General features: G+C 73.0%; 13 protein-coding genes. 4 read left to right on the forward strand and 9 right to left on the reverse strand.

The window, feature by feature from the left end; genetic code table 11:
- Position 1 precedes the first annotated feature (1 nt).
- Genes ACZ7CD_RS07600 through ACZ7CD_RS07610 form a run of 3 tightly spaced genes read left to right on the forward strand, consistent with a single transcriptional unit; the run spans position 2 to position 6,341 of the window.
- Entirely contained in the window at positions 2 to 4,741 is a 4,740-nt protein-coding gene (locus tag ACZ7CD_RS07600) for an amino acid adenylation domain-containing protein (protein WP_360383746.1), read from the forward strand.
- Positions 4,738 to 5,001 (forward strand): phosphopantetheine-binding protein, encoded by a 264-nt coding sequence (locus ACZ7CD_RS07605; protein ID WP_360383744.1) that lies wholly within the window; start codon positions 4,738 to 4,740, stop codon positions 4,999 to 5,001. Before ACZ7CD_RS07600 ends, ACZ7CD_RS07605 begins: the two co-directional genes overlap by 4 nt.
- On the forward strand, positions 4,998 to 6,341 hold the full coding sequence (locus tag ACZ7CD_RS07610) for an NAD(P)/FAD-dependent oxidoreductase (protein ID WP_470369146.1): 1,344 nt from the start codon (positions 4,998 to 5,000) through the stop codon (positions 6,339 to 6,341). The genes ACZ7CD_RS07605 and ACZ7CD_RS07610 overlap by 4 nt, the downstream gene beginning before the upstream one ends.
- A gap of 247 nt (positions 6,342 to 6,588) precedes the next feature.
- Here the strand turns inward: ACZ7CD_RS07610 and ACZ7CD_RS07615 are convergent, their stop codons facing one another.
- The 7 genes from ACZ7CD_RS07615 to ACZ7CD_RS07645 form a co-directional block, all read right to left on the reverse strand.
- Complete coding sequence (locus ACZ7CD_RS07615; protein WP_470378547.1) at positions 6,589 to 11,424, reverse strand: type I polyketide synthase; 4,836 nt, start codon at positions 11,422 to 11,424, stop codon at positions 6,589 to 6,591.
- An 83-nt stretch (positions 11,425 to 11,507) separates the two neighbouring features.
- A complete protein-coding gene (locus tag ACZ7CD_RS07620) occupies positions 11,508 to 12,554 on the reverse strand; it encodes a ketoacyl-ACP synthase III family protein (RefSeq protein WP_360383737.1) in 1,047 nt (348 codons plus the stop codon).
- Between the two features lie 11 nt (positions 12,555 to 12,565).
- Positions 12,566 to 17,833 (reverse strand): amino acid adenylation domain-containing protein, encoded by a 5,268-nt coding sequence (locus tag ACZ7CD_RS07625; protein WP_470378548.1) that lies wholly within the window; start codon positions 17,831 to 17,833, stop codon positions 12,566 to 12,568.
- Positions 17,834 to 17,842: 9 nt separating this feature from the next.
- Positions 17,843 to 18,838, reverse strand: a complete 996-nt coding sequence (sbnB, locus tag ACZ7CD_RS07630; RefSeq protein ID WP_470374034.1) for a 2,3-diaminopropionate biosynthesis protein SbnB — start codon at positions 18,836 to 18,838, stop codon at positions 17,843 to 17,845.
- A 13-nt stretch (positions 18,839 to 18,851) separates the two neighbouring features.
- Positions 18,852 to 20,168, reverse strand: a complete 1,317-nt coding sequence (locus ACZ7CD_RS07635; protein WP_360383731.1) for a cation:proton antiporter — start codon at positions 20,166 to 20,168, stop codon at positions 18,852 to 18,854.
- Positions 20,169 to 20,183: 15 nt separating this feature from the next.
- Entirely contained in the window at positions 20,184 to 20,678 is a 495-nt protein-coding gene (locus ACZ7CD_RS07640) for a flavin reductase family protein (RefSeq protein WP_470378549.1), read from the reverse strand.
- 3 nt (positions 20,679 to 20,681) lie between these two features.
- Positions 20,682 to 21,614: a TauD/TfdA family dioxygenase gene (locus ACZ7CD_RS07645; RefSeq protein WP_470369149.1), complete on the reverse strand. Its 933-nt coding sequence runs from the start codon at positions 21,612 to 21,614 to the stop codon at positions 20,682 to 20,684.
- A gap of 145 nt (positions 21,615 to 21,759) precedes the next feature.
- Here ACZ7CD_RS07645 and sbnA point away from each other — a divergent pair, with 145 nt between their 5' ends.
- The gene (gene sbnA / locus ACZ7CD_RS07650; RefSeq protein WP_360383724.1) at positions 21,760 to 22,707 is read left to right on the forward strand and encodes a 2,3-diaminopropionate biosynthesis protein SbnA; all 948 of its coding nucleotides are present in this window, start codon (positions 21,760 to 21,762) and stop codon (positions 22,705 to 22,707) included.
- A 4-nt stretch (positions 22,708 to 22,711) separates the two neighbouring features.
- On the opposite strand, the gene ACZ7CD_RS07655 is transcribed toward sbnA, so the two are convergent.
- Complete coding sequence (locus ACZ7CD_RS07655) at positions 22,712 to 23,458, reverse strand: thioesterase II family protein (protein WP_360383721.1); 747 nt, start codon at positions 23,456 to 23,458, stop codon at positions 22,712 to 22,714.
- Positions 23,455 to 24,714, reverse strand: a complete 1,260-nt coding sequence (locus ACZ7CD_RS07660) for a cation:proton antiporter domain-containing protein (RefSeq protein WP_360383719.1) — start codon at positions 24,712 to 24,714, stop codon at positions 23,455 to 23,457. Before ACZ7CD_RS07660 ends, ACZ7CD_RS07655 begins: the two co-directional genes overlap by 4 nt.
- Between the last annotated feature and the right edge of the window lie 4 nt (positions 24,715 to 24,718).

The following is a 24,718-nucleotide window of genomic DNA, read 5'->3' on the forward strand; positions in this document are numbered from 1 at the left end:
AATGAACAGCGTGCCCCACGCATGGATCGCGCGGCGGGCGGCCGGCGAACCGGACGCGGTAGCGCTCGTCGAAGGCACCCGCCGGATCACCTACCGCGCGCTGGACCGGTCGGCCAACCAGCTCGCGAACCTGTTGCGCGCCAACGGTGTCCGGCCCGGTGATCTCGTCGCCGTGCGGCTGCCCCGAGGCGTGCGCCTCGTCGTCGCGCTGCTCGCGGTGTGGAAGGCGGGCGCGGCTTACACGCCGCTGGACCCCGCCCACCCGGCCGAGCGGAACGCGGCGGTGCTCGCGGCCGCGCAGCCCCGCCTGGTCGTCTCGGATGCGGCAGCGGACGTCGTGCTCGACCCCGACCTGACCGTGCTGCACGACCAGGACCCGGCCGCACCGGACGTGCCACTCAGCGGCGACCACCCGGCGTACGTGCTCCACACCTCCGGTTCCACCGGCACCCCGAAGGGCGTGGTCGTCACGCTCGCCGGCATCGGCAACCAGCTGCGGTGGCTGACCCGCACCCACGGTCTCGCGGCCGGGGACCGGGTGCTGCAGAAGACCGCGCTCACGTTCGACGCGGCGGGCTGGGAGGTCTGGGCGCCGCTGATCAGCGGAGCGACCGTCGTGCTGGCACCGCCCGGGGCGGAACGGGACCCCGCCGCCATCGTGCGCGCGGTCGCCGACCACGGGATCACGGTGCTGCAGGTGGTGCCCTCGATGCTGCGCGCGCTGGTCGAGGAGCCGGGGTGGGACCGCTGCACGACGTTGCGCGTCCTCTCCTCCGGCGGCGAGCAGCTGCACGCCGAGCTCGTGCAGCGGTTCCTGCGGGTGGCGGAGAACTGCCCCGTCACGGTCTGGAACACCTACGGGCCGACCGAGGCGGCCATCGACGTGACCGCGCACCGGTTCGACGACCTGCAGCGGTCCGGCCCGGTTCCGATCGGCACACCGATCGACGACATGCGCGTGGAGATCGCCGAGGACGGCGAGCTGCTCATCGGCGGACCAGGCGTCGCCCAGGGATACCTCGCCGACCCCGCGCTGACCGCGGAGCGGTTCGTCCCGGGTCCCGGCGGCACCCGGTGGTACCGCAGCGGCGACCGCGTCCGCCGGCGCGCGGACGGCACCCTGGAGCACCTCGGCCGACTCGACCACCAGGTCAAGGTCAACGGCGTGCGGATCGAGCCCGGCGAGGTCGAAGCCGTCCTCAACGCCCACCCCGACGTGCGCGAGGCCGTCGTCGCGCCCTACACCGCGGCCAGCGGTGCCACCCGGCTCGCCGCCTACGCGCGGCTGGGCTCAGCGGTCGACCTGGCCGCCTACCTCGCCGCCCGGCTGCCCGAGACCCACGTGCCCGCCGCGTTCGTCGAGCTCGACGACTTCCCGCGCACGTCCAGCGGCAAGGTCGACCGCACCGCCCTGCCCGCGCCCGGCACCGCCGGACCCGCCGTGAGCACCGAGGCCGAGGAGCTGGTCGCCGGGGTGTGGCGTGAGCTGCTGGGCGTCGAGCAGGTCGGTGCGCACGACGACTTCTTCCGGCTCGGCGGCTCCTCGCTGCAGCTGACCAGGCTCGGCAACAGGCTGCGCGCGGCCACCGGTGTGGACGTCCCGCTGGCCGCGCTGCTCACCTCCACCACCGTGGCCGCGCAGGCCCGGCTGATCGACCCGCGGCCGGCGTCCGCGGTACCGGTGCGCCCGGTGCCGCGCGACGGCGCGCTGCCGCTGTCGTTCGGCCAGCAGCGGTTGTGGCTGCTCGACCGGATCCACCCCGCCGCACGCGAGTGGGTCTCCGGGCTGTTCCTGCGCACCGACGCCGGTGAAACCGCCGTGCGCACCGCACTGGACGCCCTGATCGCACGGCACGAGTCGCTGCGCACCCGGTTCGTCGTCGAGGATGACGAACCACGCCAGGTCGTCGACCCGCCGCGGCCGGTGGAGCTGCGCGTGCTCGACGTCCCGGCCGACCGGATCGCGGCCGTCCTCGACGAGGACGCCCGGCGCGGCTTCGACCTCGCCACCGGCCCCGTCGTGCGAGCGCTGCTGTTCCCGGCTGCGGGACGGCTCGTCGTGCTGATGCACCACATCGTCTGCGACGGCTGGTCCTCCGCGGTGCTGGAACGGGAGTTCCACGAGGTCCTGGCCGGCCGCACACCGTCCACACCGGACGTCCAGTACGCGGACTACGCGGTGTGGCAACGGGACCGCCTCACCGAGGAGGTCCTCGCCCGCGAGCTGGCGCACTGGGGCGAGGAGCTGGCGGGTGCCACGCCGCTGGCGTTGCGCACCGACCACCCGCGGCCCGCCGCGCGCGACGCCCGTGGCGCGGTCGTCGGCTTCACCGTCCCGGCCGCGGTCTCGCGGCAGCTGGAGGAGCTCGGCAGGCGCAGCGACGCGACCCCGTTCATGGTGCTGCTCACCGCCTACGCCACGCTGCTCGCCCGCTACACCGCCCAGTGGGACGTGGTCGTCGGCAGCCCCGTCGCCGGCCGCGACCGCCCCGAGATCGAGAACGTCGTCGGGTTCTTCCTCAACAGCATCGTGCTGCGCTGCCGCCTGGACGGCGACCTGACCTTCGAACAGGCACTCGACTCCGTGCGCAACACGTGCAAGCAGGCGTTCGCGCACCAGGAGCTGCCGTTCGAACGGCTCGTCGCCGCCCTGGCCCCGGAACGGGACCTGTCCCGCACGCCGCTCTACCAGGTGGCGTTCGACTTCCACGGCGACGAGCTGACCGGCGCACCCTCCGACGACGCCGAGCTGACCACCCTGCTCGAAGCGTCCCAGGTCGCCAAGACCGACCTCACGCTCTACCTGCGCAAGCAGTCCGACGGCTCGATGACGGGGATGCTGGAGTACGCGACCTCGTTGTTCGACCGGTCGACCGTCGAGCGGATGGCACGGCACCTCGGGCAGCTGCTGGCGTCCGTCACGGGCGACACGCTGCTCGGCACCGCGGACCTGCTGCCCGCGGACGAGCGCCGCGACGTGCTGTCGTGGAGCGGCAACCCGGTCGAGCCGGTCACGTCGTCGGTCCTCGACGGGTTCGAGCGGCAGGCCGCGGCGACCCCCGACGCGACCGCGCTGGTCGTGGCCGGCGCGACCGTCACGTTCCGCGAGCTCGACGCGCACGCCAACCGCCTGGCCCGGCGGCTGAGGGACGCGGGCGTCGGACCGGAGTCGGTCGTCGGCGTGCTGCTGGACCGCGGCGCGGACCTGCCGGCGGCGTTCCTGGCGGTGTGGAAGGCGGGCGGCGCGTACGTGCCGCTCGACCCGGACTTCCCGGCCGACCGCGTCCGGTACGTGCTGGCCGACGCCGGGGCCGACGTCCTGATCACCCACCGCGACGGCTTCGGCGGCCTGCGGCCCGACGTCCACGACGGCGACGCGAGCCCGTTGCCGCGTTCGACGGACCTGGACGCGCTGGCGTACGTCATCTACACCTCCGGCTCGACCGGGCGGCCCAAGGGCGTGCAGGTGCCGCACCGCGGCCTCGCGAACCACGTCCGCTGGGCGGTCGGCGAGCTCGCCGCAACCGGTGGTGCGCCGGTGTTCTCGTCGGTCGCGTTCGACCTGGTCGTGCCCAACGTGTGGGCGCCGCTGCTGGCCGGGCACCCGACGCACCTGCTGCCGCAGGACCTCGACCTCACCGAGCTCGGCGCGCGGTTGCTGGCCGCGGCACCGTTCGGGTTCCTCAAGCTCACACCCGGCCACCTCGACGTGCTCACCCAGCAGCTGGAGCCCGCGCAGCGCGCAGGGCTCGCCGACGTGGTCGTCGTGGCGGGCGAGGCGCTCCCGCCCCGGCTCGCCGCGCAGTGGGACGGCCTGGTCGACCTGGTCAACGAGTACGGCCCCACCGAGACCTCGGTCGGCACGTGCACCCACCCGGTGCGCTCGCCGCTCGGCGACTCGGTGCCGATCGGGACACCGCTGCCCGGCGTCACGATGCACGTGCTCGACACCCGGTTGGAGCCGGTGCCGGTCGGCGTGGTGGGGGAGCTGTTCGTCGGCGGCGCCGGCGTGGCCCGCGGCTACGCGAACCGGCCGGACCTCACCGCGGAGCGCTTCCTGCCCGATCCCTTCGGCGCGCCGGGAGCGCGGTTCTACCGCACCGGCGACCTCGTGCGGCTGCTGCCCGGCGGCGCCGTCGACTTCGTCGGCCGGCGCGACCAGCAGGTGAAGATCCGCGGCTACCGGGTGGAGCTGGGCGAGATCACCGCGGTGCTCACCGAGCACCCCGGCGTGCGCGACGCGGTCGTGGTCGCCGGGGACGGCGTGCTGACCGCGTACTACGTACCGGTGGCCGGTGACGTGGAGCTCGGCGGGTGGTGCGCCGGGAAGCTGCCCGCCTACATGGTGCCCGCCACGTTCACCTCGCTCCCGGCGTTCCCCCTGAACGCCAACGGAAAGCTCGACCGCGCCGCACTGCCCGCGCCCGGCCCCGCCGCCGAGACCCTGGTCGCACCACGCGGTGTCGTCGAGGAACGGGTTGCCGAGGTGTTCACCGCGCTGCTCGGCGTCCCCGTCGGCGCGCACAGCCACTTCTTCTCGATCGGCGGCAACTCGATCCTCGCGATCCGGCTGATCGCGACGATCCAGTCTGAGTTCGAGGTGACCGTGCCGATGCGCGCGGTCTTCGAAGGCGGCACGGTCGCCGACCTCGCCGCCGTGGTCGAGGAGCAGGTGCGGGCCGAGCTCGACCGGATGTCCGACGAAGAACTGGCCCTGCTCGACGAGAGTGAGAACCGATGACCGAGGAAGAATACGTCTCCGCACTGCTCGCCTTCGTGCGACGGGAGTTCCTGTCGGACTCCGACGACGTGGAGCTGACGGCGGCCACGCCGCTGATCGAGTCGGGCGTCCTCGACTCGCTGCGCATCGCCGTGCTGATGGCGTTCATCCGCGACGAGTTCGCCGTGCAGGTGCCGCTGACCAAGATCGACGCGCGGCACTTCGCGGACATCAGCACCATCGCCGCGATGCTGCACGAGGAGCAGGGGGTGCGCGCATGAGCACCGACTACGACGTCGCGATCATCGGCGGCGGCCCGGCCGGCTCGACGATGGCGTCCTACCTGGCCAGGGCCGGTCTGAACGTGGTCGTGTTCGAGGGCGAGACCTTCCCACGCGAACACGTCGGCGAGTCCCTGGTCCCCGCCACCACACCGGTGCTGGCTGAGATCGGCGCGCTGGAGAAGGTCGACGAGGCCGGGTTCCCGAAGAAGTACGGGGCGTCCTGGACGTCCGCGGAGTCGCGCGACATCCCGAAGATGGGCTACAGCGGCCTGAGCCACGGCTGGACCGCGGACATCCAGTTCGTGGAGCGCAACCAGCCCGGTGTGGACCGCGACTACACCTTCCACGTCGACCGCGGCCGCTTCGACGCGATCCTGCTCAAGCACGCCCAGGAGCAGGGCGCCACGGTCTTCAACGGCGTCCGCGTGCGCGACGTCGACTTCTCCTCTCCGTCGGAGGTGCGCCTGACCTGCCGCGTCGGCCCGCGCGACGTCCCGTTCACCGCGCGCATGGTGGTCGACGCCTCCGGCCGCTCGACGCTGCTGGGCAAGCAGCTCAAGGTGAAGGTCAGCGACCCGGTGTTCGACCAGTACGCGGTGCACACCTGGTTCGAGGGCCTCGACCGCGGTGCGCTGGCGGGGGACGCGTCGCAGGTGGACCACATCTTCGTGCACTTCCTGCCCATCAAGGACACCTGGGTGTGGCAGATCCCGATCACCGACACCATCACGTCCATCGGGGTGGTGACCCAGAAGAAGCGCTTCCGCGAGAGCTCCGGCGACCGCGAGGAGTTCTTCTGGGACTTCGTGGGAAGCCGCCCGGAGCTGGCCGACGCGCTGAAGAACTCGCAGCGGCTGCGCCCGTTCAAGGTCGAGGGCGACTACAGCTACGCGATGGAGAAGATCTGCGGCGACCGGTTCGTGCTGATCGGTGACGCGGCCCGGTTCGTCGACCCGATCTTCTCCAGCGGTGTGAGCGTGGCGCTCAACAGCGCGCGGATCGCGGCCCAGGACATCATCGCCGCGCACGCCGCCGGCTCGTACGAGAAGGAGCGCTTCGGCACCTATGAGTCGAAGCTGCGGCGGGCGGTGAAGTACTGGTACGAGTTCATCTCCATCTACTACCGGCTCAACGTGCTGTTCACCGCGTTCGTGCAGGACCACCGGTATCGCGTGGACGTGCTCAAGATGTTGCAGGGCGACGTGTACGACGGCGAGGAACCCAAGGCGCTCAAGGCGATGAAGGAGGTGGTCGCCGCCGTCGAGGCGAACCCCGACCACCTCTGGCACCCGTACCTGGGCACGCTCAAGGCACCCACCTCGGCACCCAGCTTCTGACGGTTCGACCCCAGCGGGCCGGCTCCTCCGGGAGCCGGCCCGCTGTCGTGTGCGCCGATGGCTTTCGGCGCGACGAAAGGGGTGCCCGGACCGTGGCCCGAACACCCCTTGTTGTTCCGTCCTACGGGCTAAGCCCCTTGGCCAGCAGTCTTGTCCGCCCCTTCCTCTCGTTGCTGCCCAGGGCGTCTGCAAGTAGAGCCAGGGGCGGGAACGCGGGGCGGCAGAGGCACGACAGCCGGCAACCTGCCTAGCTGGCTCCGAGGTGCTCTGCCAGGTGGTCGGCGATCGCGGTGACACTGGGCTGGTGCCACAGCAGCGTGGACGGCAGCTTGTGGCCGAACCGCTTCTCCAGCCGCTTGCGCACGACGATCGTCATCACCGAGTCGAGCCCCTGCTCCACCAACGACCTGCGCACGTCGAGCGAGGCCGCCGGCAGCCGCATCTCGCCGGCGATCTGCGCCCCGATCACCTCGATGAGCCGGGCCTGGAGCTGGTCGGAGCCGAGCCCCTGGAAGTCGTCCGGCGCGGTGTCCTCGGCGGCGACGGCCTCGACGGTGGCGAGCTCGCTGAGCAGCGGAGGCCGGTCGGCGTCGGCCGCGGCGACCACCCGCAGGACCGGGTAGTGGCCGGGGCCCCGCGCCGCCGCGTAGTCCCACGCGCGGAACGCCTCGGCGGCGGAGATGTCGCCCACGCCGCGTGCGGCGAGCTGGCGGTCGACGGAGGCGTTGACCGCCATGCCCTGGCCGCGCCACGACGTCCAGCCCAGGCTGGTGACGTCGGGTCGGTGGGCGGCCAGCGCGTCGAGGAACGCGTTGGCCGCACCGTACGTCGCCTGGCCGGGGAGGCCGAGCAGCTGGCCGCACGACGAGAACAGGACGAAGAAGTCGAGGCTCCCCACCGGGAACGCCTGGTGCAGGTTCCACGCACCGGTGACCTTCGGGGCCAGCACCGCCCGCATCGAGGCGAGGTCGACGTCGGCGGCCATGCGGTTGTCCAGCACACCCGCGGCGTGCACGATCCCGCTGATCGGCGGCAGGTCCAGCTCCCGCAACGACGTCACGGCCGCGGGATCGGTGATGTCCAGTGCGACGCAGTGGACGGTCACGCCGGCGCTCTCGAGCCCGCGGATCGCCTCGACCTGGCGCTGGTCGGGGTGCGCTGCCCAGTCCCGGCGCGCGGGGAACGGGGTGCGGCCCACGAGCACGAGCCGCCGCGCGCCGCGCTCGGCCAGCCACCGGGCGACCTCCAGACCCAGCACGCCCAGACCGCCGGTGACCAGGTACGTGCCGTCCGGGCGGCACGTCAGCGGGGTGTGGGAGGGTTCCCGGGTGGTCGGCAGCAGCGTGGCCGTCTCGACCCCGGACCGCAGCGAGATGACGTCCGCGGCCGGCGCCGAGCCGATCACCTCGTGCAGCCGCGCGGTGGAGCCGTCGGCGGGCAGGTCGACGACGCCGCCCCACAGCTCCTCGTACTCGCTCGCGAGCACCCGGCCCAGCCCCCACAGCACGGACTGCGCGAGTGCCTGCGGTGTCGCGCTTTCCCGCACCCCGGTCGTGACGCACCACAACCGCGGCGGGCTGTCCATCGTGGACAGCCGGTGGGCCTCCTCCAGCAGCTTCCAGGCGATGGCGGCCGGCTCCCCGTCGCTCGGGGCGAAGAACAGCTCGTCCGTGACGCCGGGCACCACCTCGCGGGAGGGGCCGAGCTCCAGGGGTCGCCAGCCGATCTCGTGCACCAGGTCCGCCGGGGCGGCCTGCTCGGTCATGCCGCCGTACCGCAGACCGGTCAGCTGCGCCCGCACGGTCCCACCGCTGTCGGCGACGAGGACGTCGACGGTGTCGGCCGACGTGACGGACACCTGGACGTCCACCGCGGCCGTCGGCGTGCCGGAGACCTGGACGGAGCCGATCCCGGCGACCATCCGCAGCTCGGCGGGACCGGGGAACGCGGCGGGGGCGATGGACAGCGCGGCGTCGAGCACCGCCGGCCACGAGCCGTCGGCCAGCACGCGTGCGCGCAGGACGGTGTCGGTGCGCAGCAGCTCCTCGACGGTCCACTCGAACGCCATGTCCGGGACGCCCACCGAACGCAGGTGGGCGCGGACGTGGCCGGGCGGCAGCGGTGCGGAGCCCCTGGGCAGCTTCGGCAGCCGGGCCGGGAGGCCGGCGACCGGGCCGAGCGCGGCGGTGCAGTGGGTGAGCCAGCTGTCCGAGGCCTTGGCGGCGATCCGCAGGCCGTTGCCGTCGCGCACGACCTGGATCTCCCCGCCGCGCACCGGCAGCCGCAGGTCGACGTCGCGGACCGCCGTCACGCCCGCTGCCAGGAAGAAGGTGTTGACCAGCACCGCGGCCGGGACGATCTCGGTGCCGTGGATGGTGTGGCTGCCGGGGTACGGGCGGTTGGCGTCGTCGAGCGCGGTGCGCCACAGCGTCAGGTCCGGGCGGCCCGCCACCGGCACGGGGGCACCGAGCAGGGCGTGGTCGGCCGGGTCGTGCTGCTGCGGTGCGCCGCTGACCGAGGACTCGTGCCAGTGCGGCGTGTGCTGCCAGGCGCGCACGGGCAGGTCGGCGAGGTCGCCGGCGGGGTGCAGGCGGTCCCAGTCGACGTCGACACCGGCGCAGAACGCGGCACCGACCGCCGTGAGCACCGAGACCTGCTCGGGCTTGTTGCGCCGCAACGTGATCCCGACGAACGCCTCCTCGTCGCCGAGCGTCTCGGTGAGCGAGTGCGCGACGACCGGGTGGGCCGAGACCTCGACGAACCGCCGGTAGCCGTCCTCGATCGCGGCACGGGTCGCGTCCAGCAGGCGCACCGGGTTGCGCAGGTTCGCGGCCCAGTAGTCGCCGTGCAGCAGCCCGGTCGACCGCGGGTCGGGCAGAGCGGTGGAGTACATGGGGATCTGCGGTTCGCGGGGCTCCAGGTCGCTCGCGGCCGCGGCGAGGCCGGCGGTGAGCGCGTCCATCTGCGGGCTGTGGAACGCCACGTCGGAGGCGACCCGCCGGACCTGGACGTCGTCCCACTCGGCGATGAGGGCGTCGATCGCGGCGGGCGAGCCGGAGACCACGGACGAGGACGGCGAGGCGGAGATGCCGGCGACGACGTCCGTGCGGCCACCGAGGCGCTCACCCGCCTCCTCGAACGACAGCGACGTCATCGCCATCGCACCCTGCCCGGCGACGCGGCGCAGCAGCGCGGAACGGCGGCAGCTCAGCCGGGCACCGTCCTGCGGGGTCAGCGCGCCGCAGGCGACCGCGGCCGCGATCTCGCCGACCGAGTGGCCGATCACCGCGTCCGGTGTGACGCCGTACGACCGCCACACCGCGGACAGGCCCACCTGGACCACGAAGATCATCGTCTGGATGCGGTCGATCGTGTCGAAGTCGCCGTCGCGCAGCACCTGGGTGGGGGAGAAGCCGATCTCCTCCAGGAAGACCGGTTCCAGCTCGGCGACGGCCGCGGCGAACTCCGGTGAGCTGTCGAGCAGTTCCCTGCCCATGCCCGGCCACTGCGCGCCGTGCCCGGAGAACACCCACACCAGCCCGGTGCCGGGGTTCGACGGGACCGGGTTCGGCAGTCGTTCACCGGCCGCGACCTCGCGCAGGCCCTCGGCCAGCTCCTCGGCGGTCTGGGCGACCACGGTGGCGCGGTGCGGGAGGTGCGACCGGCGGTGGGCGAGGGTGTGGCCGGCCGCGGTGAGGTCGCCGTGCCCGGCGAGCCGGTCGGCGAAGGCACGCAGGGCGTCCTGGGAGGCGGCGGACACGGGGAACAGCCGGGGCGCGTCGTCCGGTGCGGCCACCGCCGCACGCACGGGTGCCTCCTCCAGCACGACGTGCCCGATGGTGCCGCCGTACCCGAACCCGGAGACTCCGGCGCGGCGCACCCGGTCCCCGCGCCGCCACGGCGTGCGGGTGGTGTTGACCAGCAGTCCGGACGTGGCCCAGTCGATCGCCGGGTTGGGGGTGGCGCAGTTGAGGCTCGGCGGCAGCTCGCCGTGGTGCAGGGCGAGCGAGGCCTTGATGAGGCTCGCGATCCCGGCGCCCGCCTCCAGGTGCCCGATGTTGGGCTTGACCGACCCGATCCGCACCGGCTCGGTCCGCCCGGCCCCGTAGACGGCCGCCAGCGCGCCGGCCTCCAGCGGGTCGCCGAGCCGGGTGCCGGTGCCGTGCGCCTCGACGTAGTCCACGGAGGACGGTTCGACGCCCGCGCGGGAGCAGGCCTCCCGCAGCAGCGCCTCCTGCGCGGAACCGGACGGCGCCATGATGCCGTTGGTGCGCCCGTCCTGGTGCACGGCCGACCCGCGGATCACCGACAGGACCCGGTCGCCGTCGCGCAGCGCGTCGTCGAGCAGCTTGAGCACGAGGACGCCGCCGCCCTCGCCGCGCCCGTAACCGTTGGCGTCGGCGGAGAACGGCTTGCACCGGCCGTCGGGCGAGGTCGCCCCGGCGGCGTCGAGGGTGAGCGTCAGCCCCGGACCGATGATCAGGTTCACACCGCCGACCAGCGCGATGCCGCACTCCCCGTCGGCCAGCGCCCTGCTCGCCAGGTGCGTCGCGACCAGCGACGCCGAGCACGCGGTGTCGACGGCGAGGCTCGGCCCGTGCAGGTCGAGCGCGTAGGAGATGCGGTTGGCCGCCGCGCACAGCGCGCTGCCGATGCCGGTCCACGCCTCGATCGAGGGCAGGTCCTCCAGCATCCGGCGGCCGTAGTCGTCGGACCCGATGCCGACGAACACGCCGGTGTCGCCGCCCGCGAGCGACCGCGGCGGGATGCCGGCGTGCTCCAGCGCCTCCCACGCCACCTCCAGCAGCAGCCGCTGCTGCGGGTCCATCAGCTCGGCCTCGCGCGGGGTGAGCCCGAAGAAGCCGGAGTCGAACCCGGAGACGTCGTCCAGGAAGCCGCCGGGAACGGCGGCGCGGCGCAGCTCCGCGGGGAACGAGCCGTCGTAGGCGCGCCACCGGCCCTCCGGCAGGTCGCCGACACCGTCCCGGCCGGAGACCAGCATGTCCCAGAACGCGGCCGGGCCATCGGCGCCGCCCGCGAACCTGCAGCCGACGCCGATCACGGCCACCGGTGGTGTGCTCATGACTTTCCTCGCATTCTCGATCCCGACGGCGGAGGGCGTGACCGCGGGACCGAGCCGCCGGTCACGGCCCACCGGTGGTGTGCTCACGGTTGTTCCGGCGAGTCCAGCCAGGGGGCGGGGTGGTCGATGCCGACCACCGCGGCGGACAGCGTCACGCCGGGACCGACCCCGAGCATCAGCAGGTGGTCGCCCGGTCCGAGCTCGCCCGCGGACAGCAGGTGGTCGAGCGACACGACCTGGTCGCTCGCGCCGAGGTGGCCGACCGTGCGGCCGAACTCCCAGGTGGAGCGGGACATGCCGAGCCCGAGCGCGGCCATGCACCGCTGCTCGACGATCTCCCGCGAGTAGTTCATGTACGCCACGCGCGTGACGTCGCCGAGACCGATGCCGGCCTCGTCGAGCACGCGCTCCACGACGGACAGCGTCTGCTGGTGGATGCGGATCAGCGCGCCGGTGCCCTCCCCGGAGGAGACCATCCGGCTCTTGTACGCGGCGTTGCGCGCCACGAAGTCGAGCGGTGCGCCGACCGTCGGTCCCGGCGGGAACAGCGGCTCGTCGCCCCGGTGCATCTGCTCCGCCTCGGGCACGGCCACCGAGGCGACCGCGAGGAGCCGGGCGAAACCCGGTTCCCGCGACAGGATCACGGCCGACGCCGCGTCACCCGCGACGTAGCCGGGGCCCATCCGCCACCGGTCCATCATCGGGGTGCCGAAGTTGTCCGACGCCACCAGCAAGGCGTTCCCGCGGCCGGCCAGCACGTGCGCCGCACCCAGCTCCAGCGCGCCGAACATCCCGTTGCACCCCATGCGCACCTCGACCGCGAGCACGTCACCGCCGAGCAGGTGCCGTTGCAGGTGGTACTGCGGTTGCCAGCCGTCCGGGCCCTGGTGCCACGAGTCGGCGTACAGCAGCACACCGACGTCGTGCGGGTCGTGGCCGGTGCGCTTGAACGCGTCCTGCGCCGCGAGCAGGGCCATCTCCGGCGCGGGCACCTCACCCGCCACGGCGGCGCCGGCGAGCTGGTGCAGGTCCACCTCCTCCGCGGGGTAGAGCCCCTGCGCGACGGCCGACTCGATGCCGACCACCGGCGGCAGGTGGACGCCGATTCCCTTGATGTACACGTCGCGCACGGGGTGTCCCCTCAGTCGGCGAAGGTGCCGAGCACGTGGACCAGGCGGTCGAGCAACCGCCGTGCCTCGGCCGGGCGGAACAGGTCGGGCCGGTAGCCGAGCCGCAGGTGCAGCCGTTCACCGGGCACCGCGGCGAGCCGCAGCGGGTAGTGGGTCTCGTCCTCGACCTCGAACCCGGTCAGCCGCAGCGGGTTCGGCAGCGCGTCCGCCCACTCGGCGCGGTCGAAGGAGTAGTTGACGAACATGATCGCCGTGTCGAACAGGTCGCGGCCGATGTCGGCCAGCCCCAGGTGGTGGTGCGGGATCAGGGCCGCCTGCTCGGCCTGCAGCCGGGTCAGCAGGTCGGGGCCCAGCCGCACGCGCACGGGGACCGTGTTGGTCAGCAGCCCGACCATCCGCTCGATGCCCGGGAGGTGCGGCGGCCGGCCCGACACCGAGCAGCCGAACGCCACGTCGTCGCGCCCGGTCACCTGGCCCAGCACGGTCGCCCACGCCGCCTGCACCACCGTGTTGAGCGTGACACCGGGGATGCGGGCGAGCGCGGCCGTCGTCGTGGCGTCGAGGTCGGTCCTGACCTGTTCCTGCCGTTCGCGGGCAGGCGGTGCGCCGGGTGCCACGAGCGTCGGCGCGGAGAAGCCCTCCAGCGCCGCGACCCAGGCCCGGCGCGACTCGTCGAGGTCCTGGCCGGCCAGCCACCGCAGGTAGTCGGAGTAGGGCGGGCCGGGACGGGGTTCGGTGTCGTGCGCGTACCGCTCGAACAGCTCGCGCACGATCAGCCCGGTCGACCAGCCGTCCCACAGCACGTGGTGGGCGGTCAGCAGCAGCCGGTGGTGGTGCTCGCCGAAGCGCAGCACGTGGAACCGGACCAGCGGCGGGCGGGTGAGGTCGAACCCCTCGGCGCGCTCCCGGGCCGCGATCCGGTCGGCGTCGCCGGCCGTGCACGCGGTCTCGCGCCACGGCAGCGTGACGTCCGAGCACACGATCTGGACGTCGTCGCGGAAGGCCGCCCGCAGGTTCGGGTGCCGCCGCAGCAACGCCGTGGCCGCCGCCCGCATCCGTGCGGCGTCGAACGGGCCCTCCAGGTCGAACCGCAGCTGCGAGACGTAGGAGTCCGCGTGCTGCCCGGACACCGCGTGCAGGAACACGAACCCCGCCTGCAGCGGCGACACCGGCAGCACGTCGGTCACGTCCGGGTGCGCGGCGGTGATCGCGTCGAGCTCGGCCTGGGTGAGGCCGGTGAGCGGCACGTCCGCCGGCGTCAGCGCGGCCCGGCCCCGCAACGCGGCCAGGTCGCCGAGCGCGGCACGCCACTGGTCGGCGAACTCGTGCACGTCCGCCTCCGAGAACGCGGACTCGCGCCACGCCAGCTGTGCGCGCAGCACGCCACCGACGGAGAACGTGGTGCACGCCAGGGCGTGTCCCGGATCGGGGGTGCAGGTGAACGACTCGACCGGCAGCTCGCCGAGGTCGCGGAACGCGATCCGCGGGTGCGCGTCGGCGCCGCCGCCCCGCCGCTGTTCCTTGACCTGCCGCAACGCCTTCTCCGCCGGCGCCCACGCGCAGTGCACGGGCACTTGGGCGGCGATCCGCCCGAGGGGCCCGGTGGAGCGCGGCGCCTCGGCGAGGCACGGTTCGGTCACCGCCTGGGTGAGCCCTGCCAGCACGACGTCGGCCCGGTCCACCCGGTACCGCTCGGCCAGCGAGTCCCAGTCGGCGTCGGGCAGCGTGATCTCCACCGTCCGCACGGGACCCGCGTCCACCGGCCCGCCCGGCGTGCCCGACACGTGGTCGCGCAACGGGACGGCGGCGGGCAGCGCGGCCCCGGACCACAGCGCGTCCAGGTCGGACAGCAAGGTCCGCCACGACTCGCCGTCGGCGAGCAGGTGGTGCAGCACCAGCAGCAACCGACCGGGGTGCGCGGGACCGGAGTCGAACCACACCGCCTGGACGACCCGTCCGTCGGCTGGGGAGAGGCGCTCGGCGGCCGCCGCCCGTTCGGCGTCCACGACCTCCGGCTCGGGGTCACCGACGAGCAGCACGCGGCTCAGGCAGTCGGCAGCGGCGTCGGCGACCTCCCACGTCCCGTCCGCCAGCACGCGCATCCGCAGCGCCTCGTGGTGCGCGACGAGGGTGTCGACGACCGAGGTCACCGCCTTCAGCCGGGTGCCGAGCGGCACCGGCACGACCACCGACTGGTGCAGGCCGTCCAACCGGGTGCCCAGCCGCGCGAGCTCGGGGGTCGGAGGGAACGGGCCGGTGCCCGCCGCGGTCAGGACGTCCCTGGCCACCCGCGCGAGCCGGGCCGGCGTCGGGTGCTGGAACACCTCCCGCGCGGTGAACTCCAGTCCCGCCGCGGCCGCGTTCGCCACCAGCGGGAACACCATGATGCTGTCGCCGCCGTGGTCGAAGAACGAGTCCTGCGGACCCACGCGGGCCACCCCGAGCGCCTGCGCGAACAGCCCGCACAGCAGGGCCTCCCGCCCGTCCTCGGGGGTGGCGTCGTCGGTCGAGGAGAAGTCCGGCGCGACCAGGAGCCTGCGGTCCACCTTGCCGTTCGGGGTGACCGGCAGCTCGTCCAGCAGCACCACGGCGGCCGGCACCATGAAGTCGGGCACCAGGCGCGCGGCGTGCTCGCGCAGCTCCTCCGCGGTGACCGCACCGTCCGGCACCACGTACGCGACGAGCCGTTTGCGCCCCTCGTCCAGCCGCACCACGGCGACCGCGGACCGGACCGCGCGATGACCGAGCAGCACGGCCTCCAGCTCGCCGAGCTCGACCCGGAACCCGCGGATCTTGACCTGGTCGTCGGCGCGGACGCGGTACTCCAGGTTGCCGTCCGGCCGCCACCGCACCAGGTCGCCGGTGCGGTACATCCGCGCACCCGGCGGCCCGAACGGGCACGGCACGAACCGCTCGGCCGTCAACGCGGCCCGGCGCAGGTACCCGCGCGCCAGCCCGTCCCCGGCGAGGTACAGCTCGCCCTCGACACCGGGCAGGGCGGGTTCCAGCCGCGAGTCCAGCACGTACACCCGCGTGTTCGCGACGGGCTTGCCGATCGGCGCCCCGTCTCCCGGGGTGAGCGGGCAGGTCGTGCTGGCCACCGCGGCCTCGGTGACGCCGTAGACGTTCACCATCCGCCGGCCCGACGCCCACCGCCGCACCACGTCCTGGTCGGGCGGCTCCCCGCCGGTGATCAGCAACCGCAGGTCGGGCAGCCCGTCGGACGGCAGCTGCGCGAGCATGACCGGCGGGATGGTGGCGTGCGTGACACGCTCCGACCGCAGCAGCCCGGCGAGGTCCTGCCCGTCCGGTGCGAGCACCAGGCAGCCACCCGACACGAGCGTCGGCCAGATGTCGCCCACGGCCACGTCGAAGCTGGGCGAGACGAACTGGAGCACCCGGCTGCGTTCGGTCACGCCGAAGCGTTCGGCGTGGTCCAGCACGAAGTTGCGCATCGCGTCGTGCGGTACGACGACACCCTTCGGGGCACCGGTCGACCCGGACGTGTAGACGACGTAGGCCGCGTGTTCGCCGCGAGGGGCGGGCGGGGTCGCCGTGGAGGGACCGCTGAACCCGGGATCGTCGAACGCGGCGTCGTCGATGACCACCGCCGGCTGGAGGTCGCCGAGCAGGTACGCGACGCGTTCGGCCGGGTACTCGGGGTCGACCGGCACGTACGCGGCACCGGCCCGCAGCACCCCGAGCATCGCCACGACCAGCTCGGGTGAGCGGCGCAGCGCGACCGCCACGAGGTCCTCGGCGCCGATCCCGCGTGCGACCAGCCCGGCGGCGAGCGCCGACGCGCATGCGCTGAGCTCGCCGTAGGTGAGGGTGCGGTCGCCGAACCGCACGGCCGGTGCGCCGGGGGTGCGAGCGGCCTGGCGGGCCACGAGCTCGGGCACGGTCTCGCCCGGCAGGTCGCGCGCGGTGGCGTTGCGGTCGACGAGCAGGTCGCGTCGTTCCACGTCGGACAGCAGCGACACGGCACCGATCGGCCGCGCCGGGTCCGCGGTCACCGCACGGAGGAACGCGGACAGCCGGTCGCGGTGGGCCAGGAACCCGGACAGGCTGTGGTGCTGGGGGTTCGCCTCGAACACGAGCGACATCTGGCCGCCCACCTGACCGCGCACGCCCAGCGAGAGGTCCACGATCGGGCCCGACGCCAGGTTGTGCGTCGTGGCCGTCGCGGCACCGAACCGCAGCGTGCGGTCGTACGGCATGAAGTTGACCATCGGTCCGATGAACGCCTGCTCGCTGCCGTCGAGCCCGAGGTCGCGGCGCAGGTCCTCCGCGCGGTAGCGCTCGTGCCGCAGCGCCGCGCGCACGACCTCGGCCATGCGGGGCACCAGGTCCGTGAGGCTCTCGGCCGCGGAGACGTCCATCCGCAGCGCGACGGAGTTCGTCGCCATGCCGGGCGCACGCCGCGACACCGTGCTGCGCCGCCCCGCGACCGGCATGCCGATGACCACGTCCCTGCGGTCGGTGACGCGGTGCACGTAGGCCGCGACCGCGGCGAGCACGACCACCTGCCACGTCGACCCCGTCGCCGCGGCGGCCTGCTGCAACGCCGAGACGTGCGCGGGTGCCAGCTCCGCGACCCGGCTGAGCCGCAGCGGCAGCGACGCGGGATCGGCGCCGGGCGGCACGTCGCCGAGCACCCGCATCTGCGCGGGCTGGTCGCCGAACCGCTTCATCCAGTACTCGCGGTCCTGCTCGAACTGCGCGGAGGCCCGGTAGGCCAGGTCCTCGGTGAGGATGTGCTCGAACGACGTGCAGGGCGTCCCGCCGTCCACATCGGACACCAGTGACGTGTAGAGCTCCGCGAGCCGGGTGCCGATCAGCTGCACCCCGTACCCGTCGACGACCGCGTGGTGCATGCGGTAGTAGAAGAGGAAGCGCGAGTCGGACACCTTGAACAGCGCGAACGCCGAGATCGGCGGCACGGCCAGGTCGACCGCACCGGTCGTGTCCGCGCGCATCCACCGCAGCGCGTCGCCCTCGGGATCGGCGTGGCCGGTGTGGTCGAAGAACGGCAGCGGCGCGTCGCCGCCGGGTGCGACGAACTGCCAGAGCTCGCCGTCGGCCCGGTCGAGCGCGGTGATCCGCAGCGCGTCGGCCTCGGCGCGCAGCCGGTTCCACGCCGCGGTGAACACGCCGACGTCCAGCTGACCGTCCACGGCCAGGTACTCGGCGCAGTTGAACAGCTGCCCGGTCGGGTCCAGCTGGTGCGCGAACCACACACCCCGTTGTGCCGCCGACAGCGGCAGTCGCTCGGTCATGCCTCCCCCTCAGCCGTGGCGCTTCAGCTCGTCGAAGAACCCGTCCACGACGAGCCCGCCCGCGTGCTCGTGGACGTGCACCGCCACCGCGAGGTCCAGCACGCCCAGCCCGAACGGCGAGAAGACCACCGGCCGGTTCGCTGGCACGTCGATCTCGCCCGCCAGCAGCGCGCGCATGTCGCCCGCCATGAAGGAGCGGTCCCCGGTGCGCTGCTCGGTCAGGTGCGGTGAGGTGTTCGCCTTCATGCAGTGCTCGACGTCGTCGGCGACGTTGCAGGACGCGAGGACCACCTCGGGCGACAGGTCCCGCAGCGACAGGTGCAGCACCAGCGGGTTGTGCGCGAACCACGCCGGGTCGTGCACGTGCGGTTCGCCGGCCACCGTCGCGAACACGACGAGGTCCGACGAGCGGATGAGGTCCTCGGACCGGTCGTGCACCACGACCGGTCCGGACCGGCGCAGGTAGGCGGCGAACCCGTCGGCGTGCTCGGGGGACAGGTCGTGCACACCGGCCTCGTCGAACGCGAACCCGTTGGCCAGCAGGTAGGTGTGCACGTACCGCGCGATCAGCCCCGCGCCGACGAAACCCACGCGGGTGGGCCGGACACCGCGCGCGGCGCTGAGCCGCACGGCCGCGAGGGCGGCGGACGCGGCGGTGCGGGCGGCGCTGATGACCGACGCCTCCACGCAGGCGAACGGGTACCCGGTCTCGGCGTCGTTGAGGATCAGCACTGCGGAGGCGCGCGGAAGTCCGCCCGCGACGTTCTCCGGGAAGCTGGAGATCCACTTGATGCCGTGCACCGCGCCCAGCGACGCGGGCAGCGCGATGATCCGCGCTGACGGCCGGTCGGGGAAGCGCAGGAAGTACGAGTCCGGGTTCACCGTCCGGCCGTCGCCGTGCAGCCGGTACGCGGCCTCGACCACGTCGGTGACCTGTTTCTCGGCACCGGTCAGGACCTTGCGGACCTGCGCGCCGGAGATGACGGTGAAGGGGGGAGGCAGCACGGGGTGTCCTTCCTCAGGCGGGGTCGGCGGCGGGTTGCTGCCGCGACGGGGGCTCGTACTCGCTCAACCGCAGCCGCTCGCTCGCGGTCACCTCGATGCGGGCGGCCGCGGCACGCAGGATCGGCGGGCTCATCAGCGACGTGACGATCGCGATCAGCACGACGATCGTGTACATCTCGGTGCTGAGCACGCCCAGCCGCAGCCCGACCATCGCGACCACGACCTCGACGACACCGCGCGCGTTCATGCCGGCGCCGATCCCCAGCGCCTCCCAGCGGTTGAGGCCGCTCAGCCACGCGCCGAGGAACGCGCCGGCGAACTTGCCGAGGACCGCGATCAGCAGCAGGACCACGGCGGCGACGAGCACGGACGGCTGGACGAGGGCGGTGAGGTCCATGCGCAGCCCGGCCATCGCGAAGAAGACCGGCGCGAGGAACGTCATGACGACCGTCCGGAGCGGGAGCAGCTTCTCCAGCACGTCGCCGCCCGCGTTGCGGATCAGCATGCCGCCGACGAGCGCGCCGAGCACCGCTTCGAGGCCGAGGAGGTGGCTGGCGGCGCTCATCGTCAGCAGGACCACGACCGCGGCACCGATCGTGGCGCCGTCGCTCACCCGCCGCATCACCGCGCGCACGACCGGCCTGCCGACGACGACCGAGACCACGACGAACAGCACGAGGAACCCGACGGACCGCGCGACCGTGCCCGCGTGCAGGCCGGTCGTGGCCATCGCCGTGACCAGCGACAGGCCGAGCCAGCCGACCATGTCGTCGACCGTGCCGGAGATGAGGATCAGCTGGCCCACGTTGCGGTGCAACAGCTTCAGGTCGATCAGGGTCTTGGCGATCACCGGGATCGCGCTGACGCACATGGCGATGCCGAGGAACAACGCGAACACCGCGCGCTGGTCACCGGAGCCGGCCAGCAGCGCCGACGGCACCAGGAATCCCGCGCCGACGCCGAGGCCCAGCGGGATCACCAGACCGGGGATGCTGATCTTCGCCGCGGTGCTGCCGCGCTTGCGGATGAGCTTGAGGTCGAGCGACACCCCGGTCACGCCGACCAGCAGCAGCACCCCGATCTGCCCGAACGCGTCGAGCACGTGGAACTGCTCCGCCTGGTGCGGGAACAGCCACTCCGCCCAGCCGGGCGCCACCGCGCCGAGCAGCGACGGGCCGAGCAGGATGCCCGTGAGCAGCTCGCCGACGATCGCGGGCATCCCGAACCGCATCGCGAGCCTGCCCGTCAGCAGCGCCAGCAGGAGCAGCACCGCGACCTGGACCAGGAACAGGAACAGGGAGTGGCCGCCGAAGGGCGGTACCGGGGTCATGTCAGGTGGCTCCAGTCAGCTGAACTTGCCGTCGAGGAAGATGAGCGGCGCGCGTTCCTCGCTGACCACGCGGCTCTCGACCACCGAGCCGATGATCAGGTCGTGGTCGCCGACCGGGTGCGTGTGCGCGAACTCGCAGACGAAGTAGGCGACGCAGCCCGGCACGACCGGCGCGGGCACGCTGCCCAGCGTGCGCAGCACGAGGTGGTCGGGAGCACCGGCGCGGCCGCGGCTCGCGTAGTGCCGCGCGTACTCCTCCTGGCCGGCGTCGAGGACGCTGATGCCGAAGTAGCGGGCGCGTTCGGCGAGCAGGCGCATCCGGCCACCCGTCGTGACCGACACGCCCACGAGGGCCGGCTGCAGCGACAGCGTGACGAACGAGTTGGCGGTCAGCGCGTGGTCACGACCCTCGTCGCTCACCGCCACCACCGTCACGCCGGTGGCGAACCGGCGGGCGGCGCGGCGCAGCGACTCGGCCTGGTGCTCGTGGTGGAGCTGGGTGCTCGACACGGGTCAGTCCGACATCGCGACGAGGATGCGGCGCGGCCCGGTGAACGACCGCCTGCCGTGGCCGACCGCCACGTTGTCGATCAGCAGCACGTCGCCCGCGCGCCAGCTCACGTCGACCGCCTCGGACAGGCCGCGGTCGCGGATCTGCCGCACGTGCTCCGCCGGGATGGGGGAGCCGTCGGCGAACGTCACCGACTGCGGCAGGTCCTCTTCGGACATGATCTGGTACAGCGCCGCCGCGGTCTCGTCGCCGAGCCCGGCCGCGTGCCACTGGTCGGCCTGGTTGAACCAGACCTCGTCACCGGTCACCGGGTGCTCGACGGTCGAGGGCCGCACCTGGCTGACCCGCAGCCCGCCGTCGGCACGCCACGAGAACTCGCTGCCGGAGGTGCCGAGGAACTCCTCGACCACGTCCCGGTCGCCGGTCTCGAACGTGTCCTGCCAGCTCTTGCCGAACCCCTTGCCACCGTGCAGGTTCTGCGTGTACCGCACGCCTTTCGCGAACGCCTCGCGCACCTCGTCGTCGAGGGAACCCAGCCAGCGCACCCCGTCCACCACGGGGGTCGCGCCACCCGTTTCCGGTGCCACGTCGCAGAAGAACATCAGCCGTTCCGGCCATTGATGGGCGTACGACATCTCGTTGTGCATGGAGATGTCGAATTCCGGCGGGTATTCCGTGGACGTGTACACGTTCTGACCGACCTTCGTGCGCGGCGAGTTGCCGTGGACGTAGGCGAGCCGGTTGGGCAGCAGCAGGTCCATCACCTCGTCGAGCTCCGCGGTGGTGACCTGGAAACCGCGGAAGACCAGGGCCTTGTTCGCCGTCAGCAGTCCGGCCAGGTCGGCCCGTCCGCGCAGATGGTCGACCAGCCCGTGTGGACCTGGCTCGGCTCCGATGCCTGCCGGGTCGAGCTCGAGTGGAGCCCAGTGTCCCATCTGCCTCTCCCTCCGGTTCGTCGTGAAAACGACCCTGCGGAGAGCGCCTATATTTCATCGGTATCGCACCTATGGCCGTCCGTATAGCGGAAATATGGCGTCCCTGGAAAGGATTTGCGCGTCGGCTACGAGATGGGATTTCGGTGTGGCAGCTGTCATCACGAGTCCGCTGGAGTTCAACGTCGCGGACTTGTACGTGGACCTGCGGCCGGTCGTCGGACGGCGGCTGCTGCTCAAGTGCGAGGGCTTCAACTTCGCGGGCTCGATCAAGCTGAAGGCCGCGGTGGAGATGGTCGGGGCGATGGAACGCGACGGCCGCATCACCCCCGGCTCGACCCTGGTCGAGTCCTCCTCCGGCAACATGGGCGTCGCCCTCAGCCTCGTGGCGGCCAGCAAGGGGTACCGGTTCATCTGCGTCACCGACGTCCGCTGCACCGGTGCGGCCCGCCGCGCGATGGAGACGCTGGGCAGCGAGGTGCACGTGGTGTCCGAGCCGGACCCGTCCGGTGCGTTCCTCGGCACCCGGATCGCGCACGTGCAGGCGCTGTGCCGCGACAACCCCGGCTTCGTCTGGCTCAACCAGTACGCCAACCCCGGCAACTGGACGGGCCACTACCGCTCCACGGCGCCCGAGATCGCCAAGGAGTTCCCCGACCTGGACGTGCTGTTCATCGGCGCGGGCACCACCGGCACCCTGATGGGCTGTGCGCGGTACTTCCGCGAGACCCAGCCGGCCGTGCGCATCGTCGCCGTCGACAGCGTCGGCTCGGTCACCTTCGGCACGCCCGCGGCCACCCGGCTGATCCCGGGCCTGGGCACGAGCGTCCGCCCGCAGATCCTGGACGAGTCGCTCGTCGACGACGTCGTGCACGTCGAGGAGAGCGACACCGTCCGGACGTGCCACGAGCTGGTGCGGCACGGTTACCTGTTCGGCGGGTCGACCGGCACCGTCGTCAGCGGCGCGCTGCGGTGGCTGGAGTCCAGGGACGAGGACCTGACGTGCGTGGCGATCGCACCGGACCTGGGCAGCAACTACCTGGAGTCGCTCTACGACGACAGGTGGCTCGCGGACTCCGGTCTGCTGCCCGGCTGAGTCCTCACGCGCGCGACGACACGAGTCCGCGCACCTCGTCCCCGACCAGGCCGGTGATGCGGGGCCACTGGTCCTCCAAGAAGAAGTGGCCGCCCGGCAGCACGTGCAGCTCCGTCGTCCCGGTGGTGTGCCGCTGCCAGGCGCGGGCCTCGTCCAGCGTCACCAGCGGGTCGTCGTCGCCGACCAGCACGGTGACGGGCGCGGTGAGGTCCGGGCCCTCGGCGTACCGGTAGGTCTCCGCGGCCCGGTAGTCCGCGCGCACCGCGGGGAGCACCATGCGGAGGATCTTCTCGTGCTGCAGCAGCGCGGAGCTCGTGCCGTTCAGCGCGCGCATCTCGGCGATCAGGCCGTCGTCGTCGCGCTGGTGCACGCGTTCGTCGCGCCAGCACGACGGCGCACGCCGGCCGGACGCGAAGAGGTGCGCCGCGGTCGTCCTGCGGGCGACCTCGAACGCGAGCGTCGCGCCCATGCTGTGTCCGAAGTAGATGGTCGGGCGGTCCAGGTGCGGTGCGAGGACCTCGGCGACCCGGTCCGCCAGCACGGCGATGTCGTCGATGCACGGCTCGTGCCTGCGGTCCTGCCGGCCCGGGTACTGCACGGCCAGCACGTCGGCCACCGGGGACAGCTGCTCGGCGAACGGCACGTAGTAGCTCGCCGAACCACCGGCGTGCGGGAAGCAGACGACCCGGACCTCGCTGTCCGGGCTGGGCGAGAAGCCGCGCAGCCAGGCGTCCTGACCGGGCCGGCTCATCGACCGGCTCCTGCGCCGCGGCCGGCCAGCGGATCGGCGGTCACGAGGGGGTCCGCCAGGCGGCGCTGCAGCACGGTGATGACCGGTGCCGCCATGAACGTGGTGGCCAGCGCCATCAGGACCATGATCGTGAACAGGGAGGAGGAGACCACGCCCAGCTGCACGCCGACGGTCAGGATCACCACCTCCGTCAGCCCGCGCGTGTTCATGAGCACGCCGATCAGCAGCGACTCCGTCCACCGGTCACCGGTCAGGCGCGCGGCGATCGCCGCGCCGCCGAGCTTGCCGACCGTGGCGACCACGACGACCAGCAGCGCGGTCAGCCAGAGGGCGGCGGTGGTGAGCTGGTCGATCCGGGTGGACAGCCCCACCAGGCCGAAGAACATCGGCAGCAGCAGCACGGAGATCATGCTCTCGAGCTTCGCCTCGACGCCGCGCTGCCACTCGGGGTCGCGCGGCATCACGGCACCGGCCAGGAAACCGCCGAAGATCGCGTGGATGCCGATCTGGTCGGTCGTCCAGGCGCTCAGGATCGCCACCGCGACCATCACCCACATCGACGGGTGGCCCAGGCGCCGCAACAGGGGCCGGACCACGGCGAACATCACGACGAGGTAGCCGGTCGACAGGGCGAGCGTCAGCAGCACGTCCCCGAGGCCCGTCGACTTGGCCACGGCGACCACGACGGCCAGCATGATCCACGCGTAGACGTCGTTGATCGCCGCGCACACCAGGCTGATCACGCCCACGCGGGTGGGCATCAGGCCGGACTCCCGCAACAGCCGGGAGAGCACGGGGAACGCGGTGATCGCCATGGCCGCGGCGAAGAACAGGCAGAACGCCAGCCGGTCGGTCTGCGCACCGAACCGGGGGTACAGCCACAGCGCCAGCGGCACCGCGAGCGCGATCGGCACCAGCAGCGACGCGTGGCTGATGACCGTGACCTTGCGCCCCTGCCCGCGCAGCGACCTCAGGTCGATCTCCAGGCCGATCAGGAACATGAACATCACCAGGCCGGTCTGGGCCAGCACGTTCAGCCCCGCGATCACCTGCTGCGGGAAGAGGTGGGCCATCATCTCCGGCCACACCAGTCCCAGCACGCTGGGTCCCAGCAGGATGCCGGCGACGATCTCCCCGAGCACCCGCGGCTGGCCGATCTTGCTCACCGCCCAGCCGACGACCCGCACCGCGACCGTGAGCACGGCCATGGCGAGCAGCAGGCGGCCGCTCACCGTCGCGGCGTCCAAGTTCCCCATGTCT

This window comes from Lentzea sp. NPDC036949, from assembly GCF_055608075.1.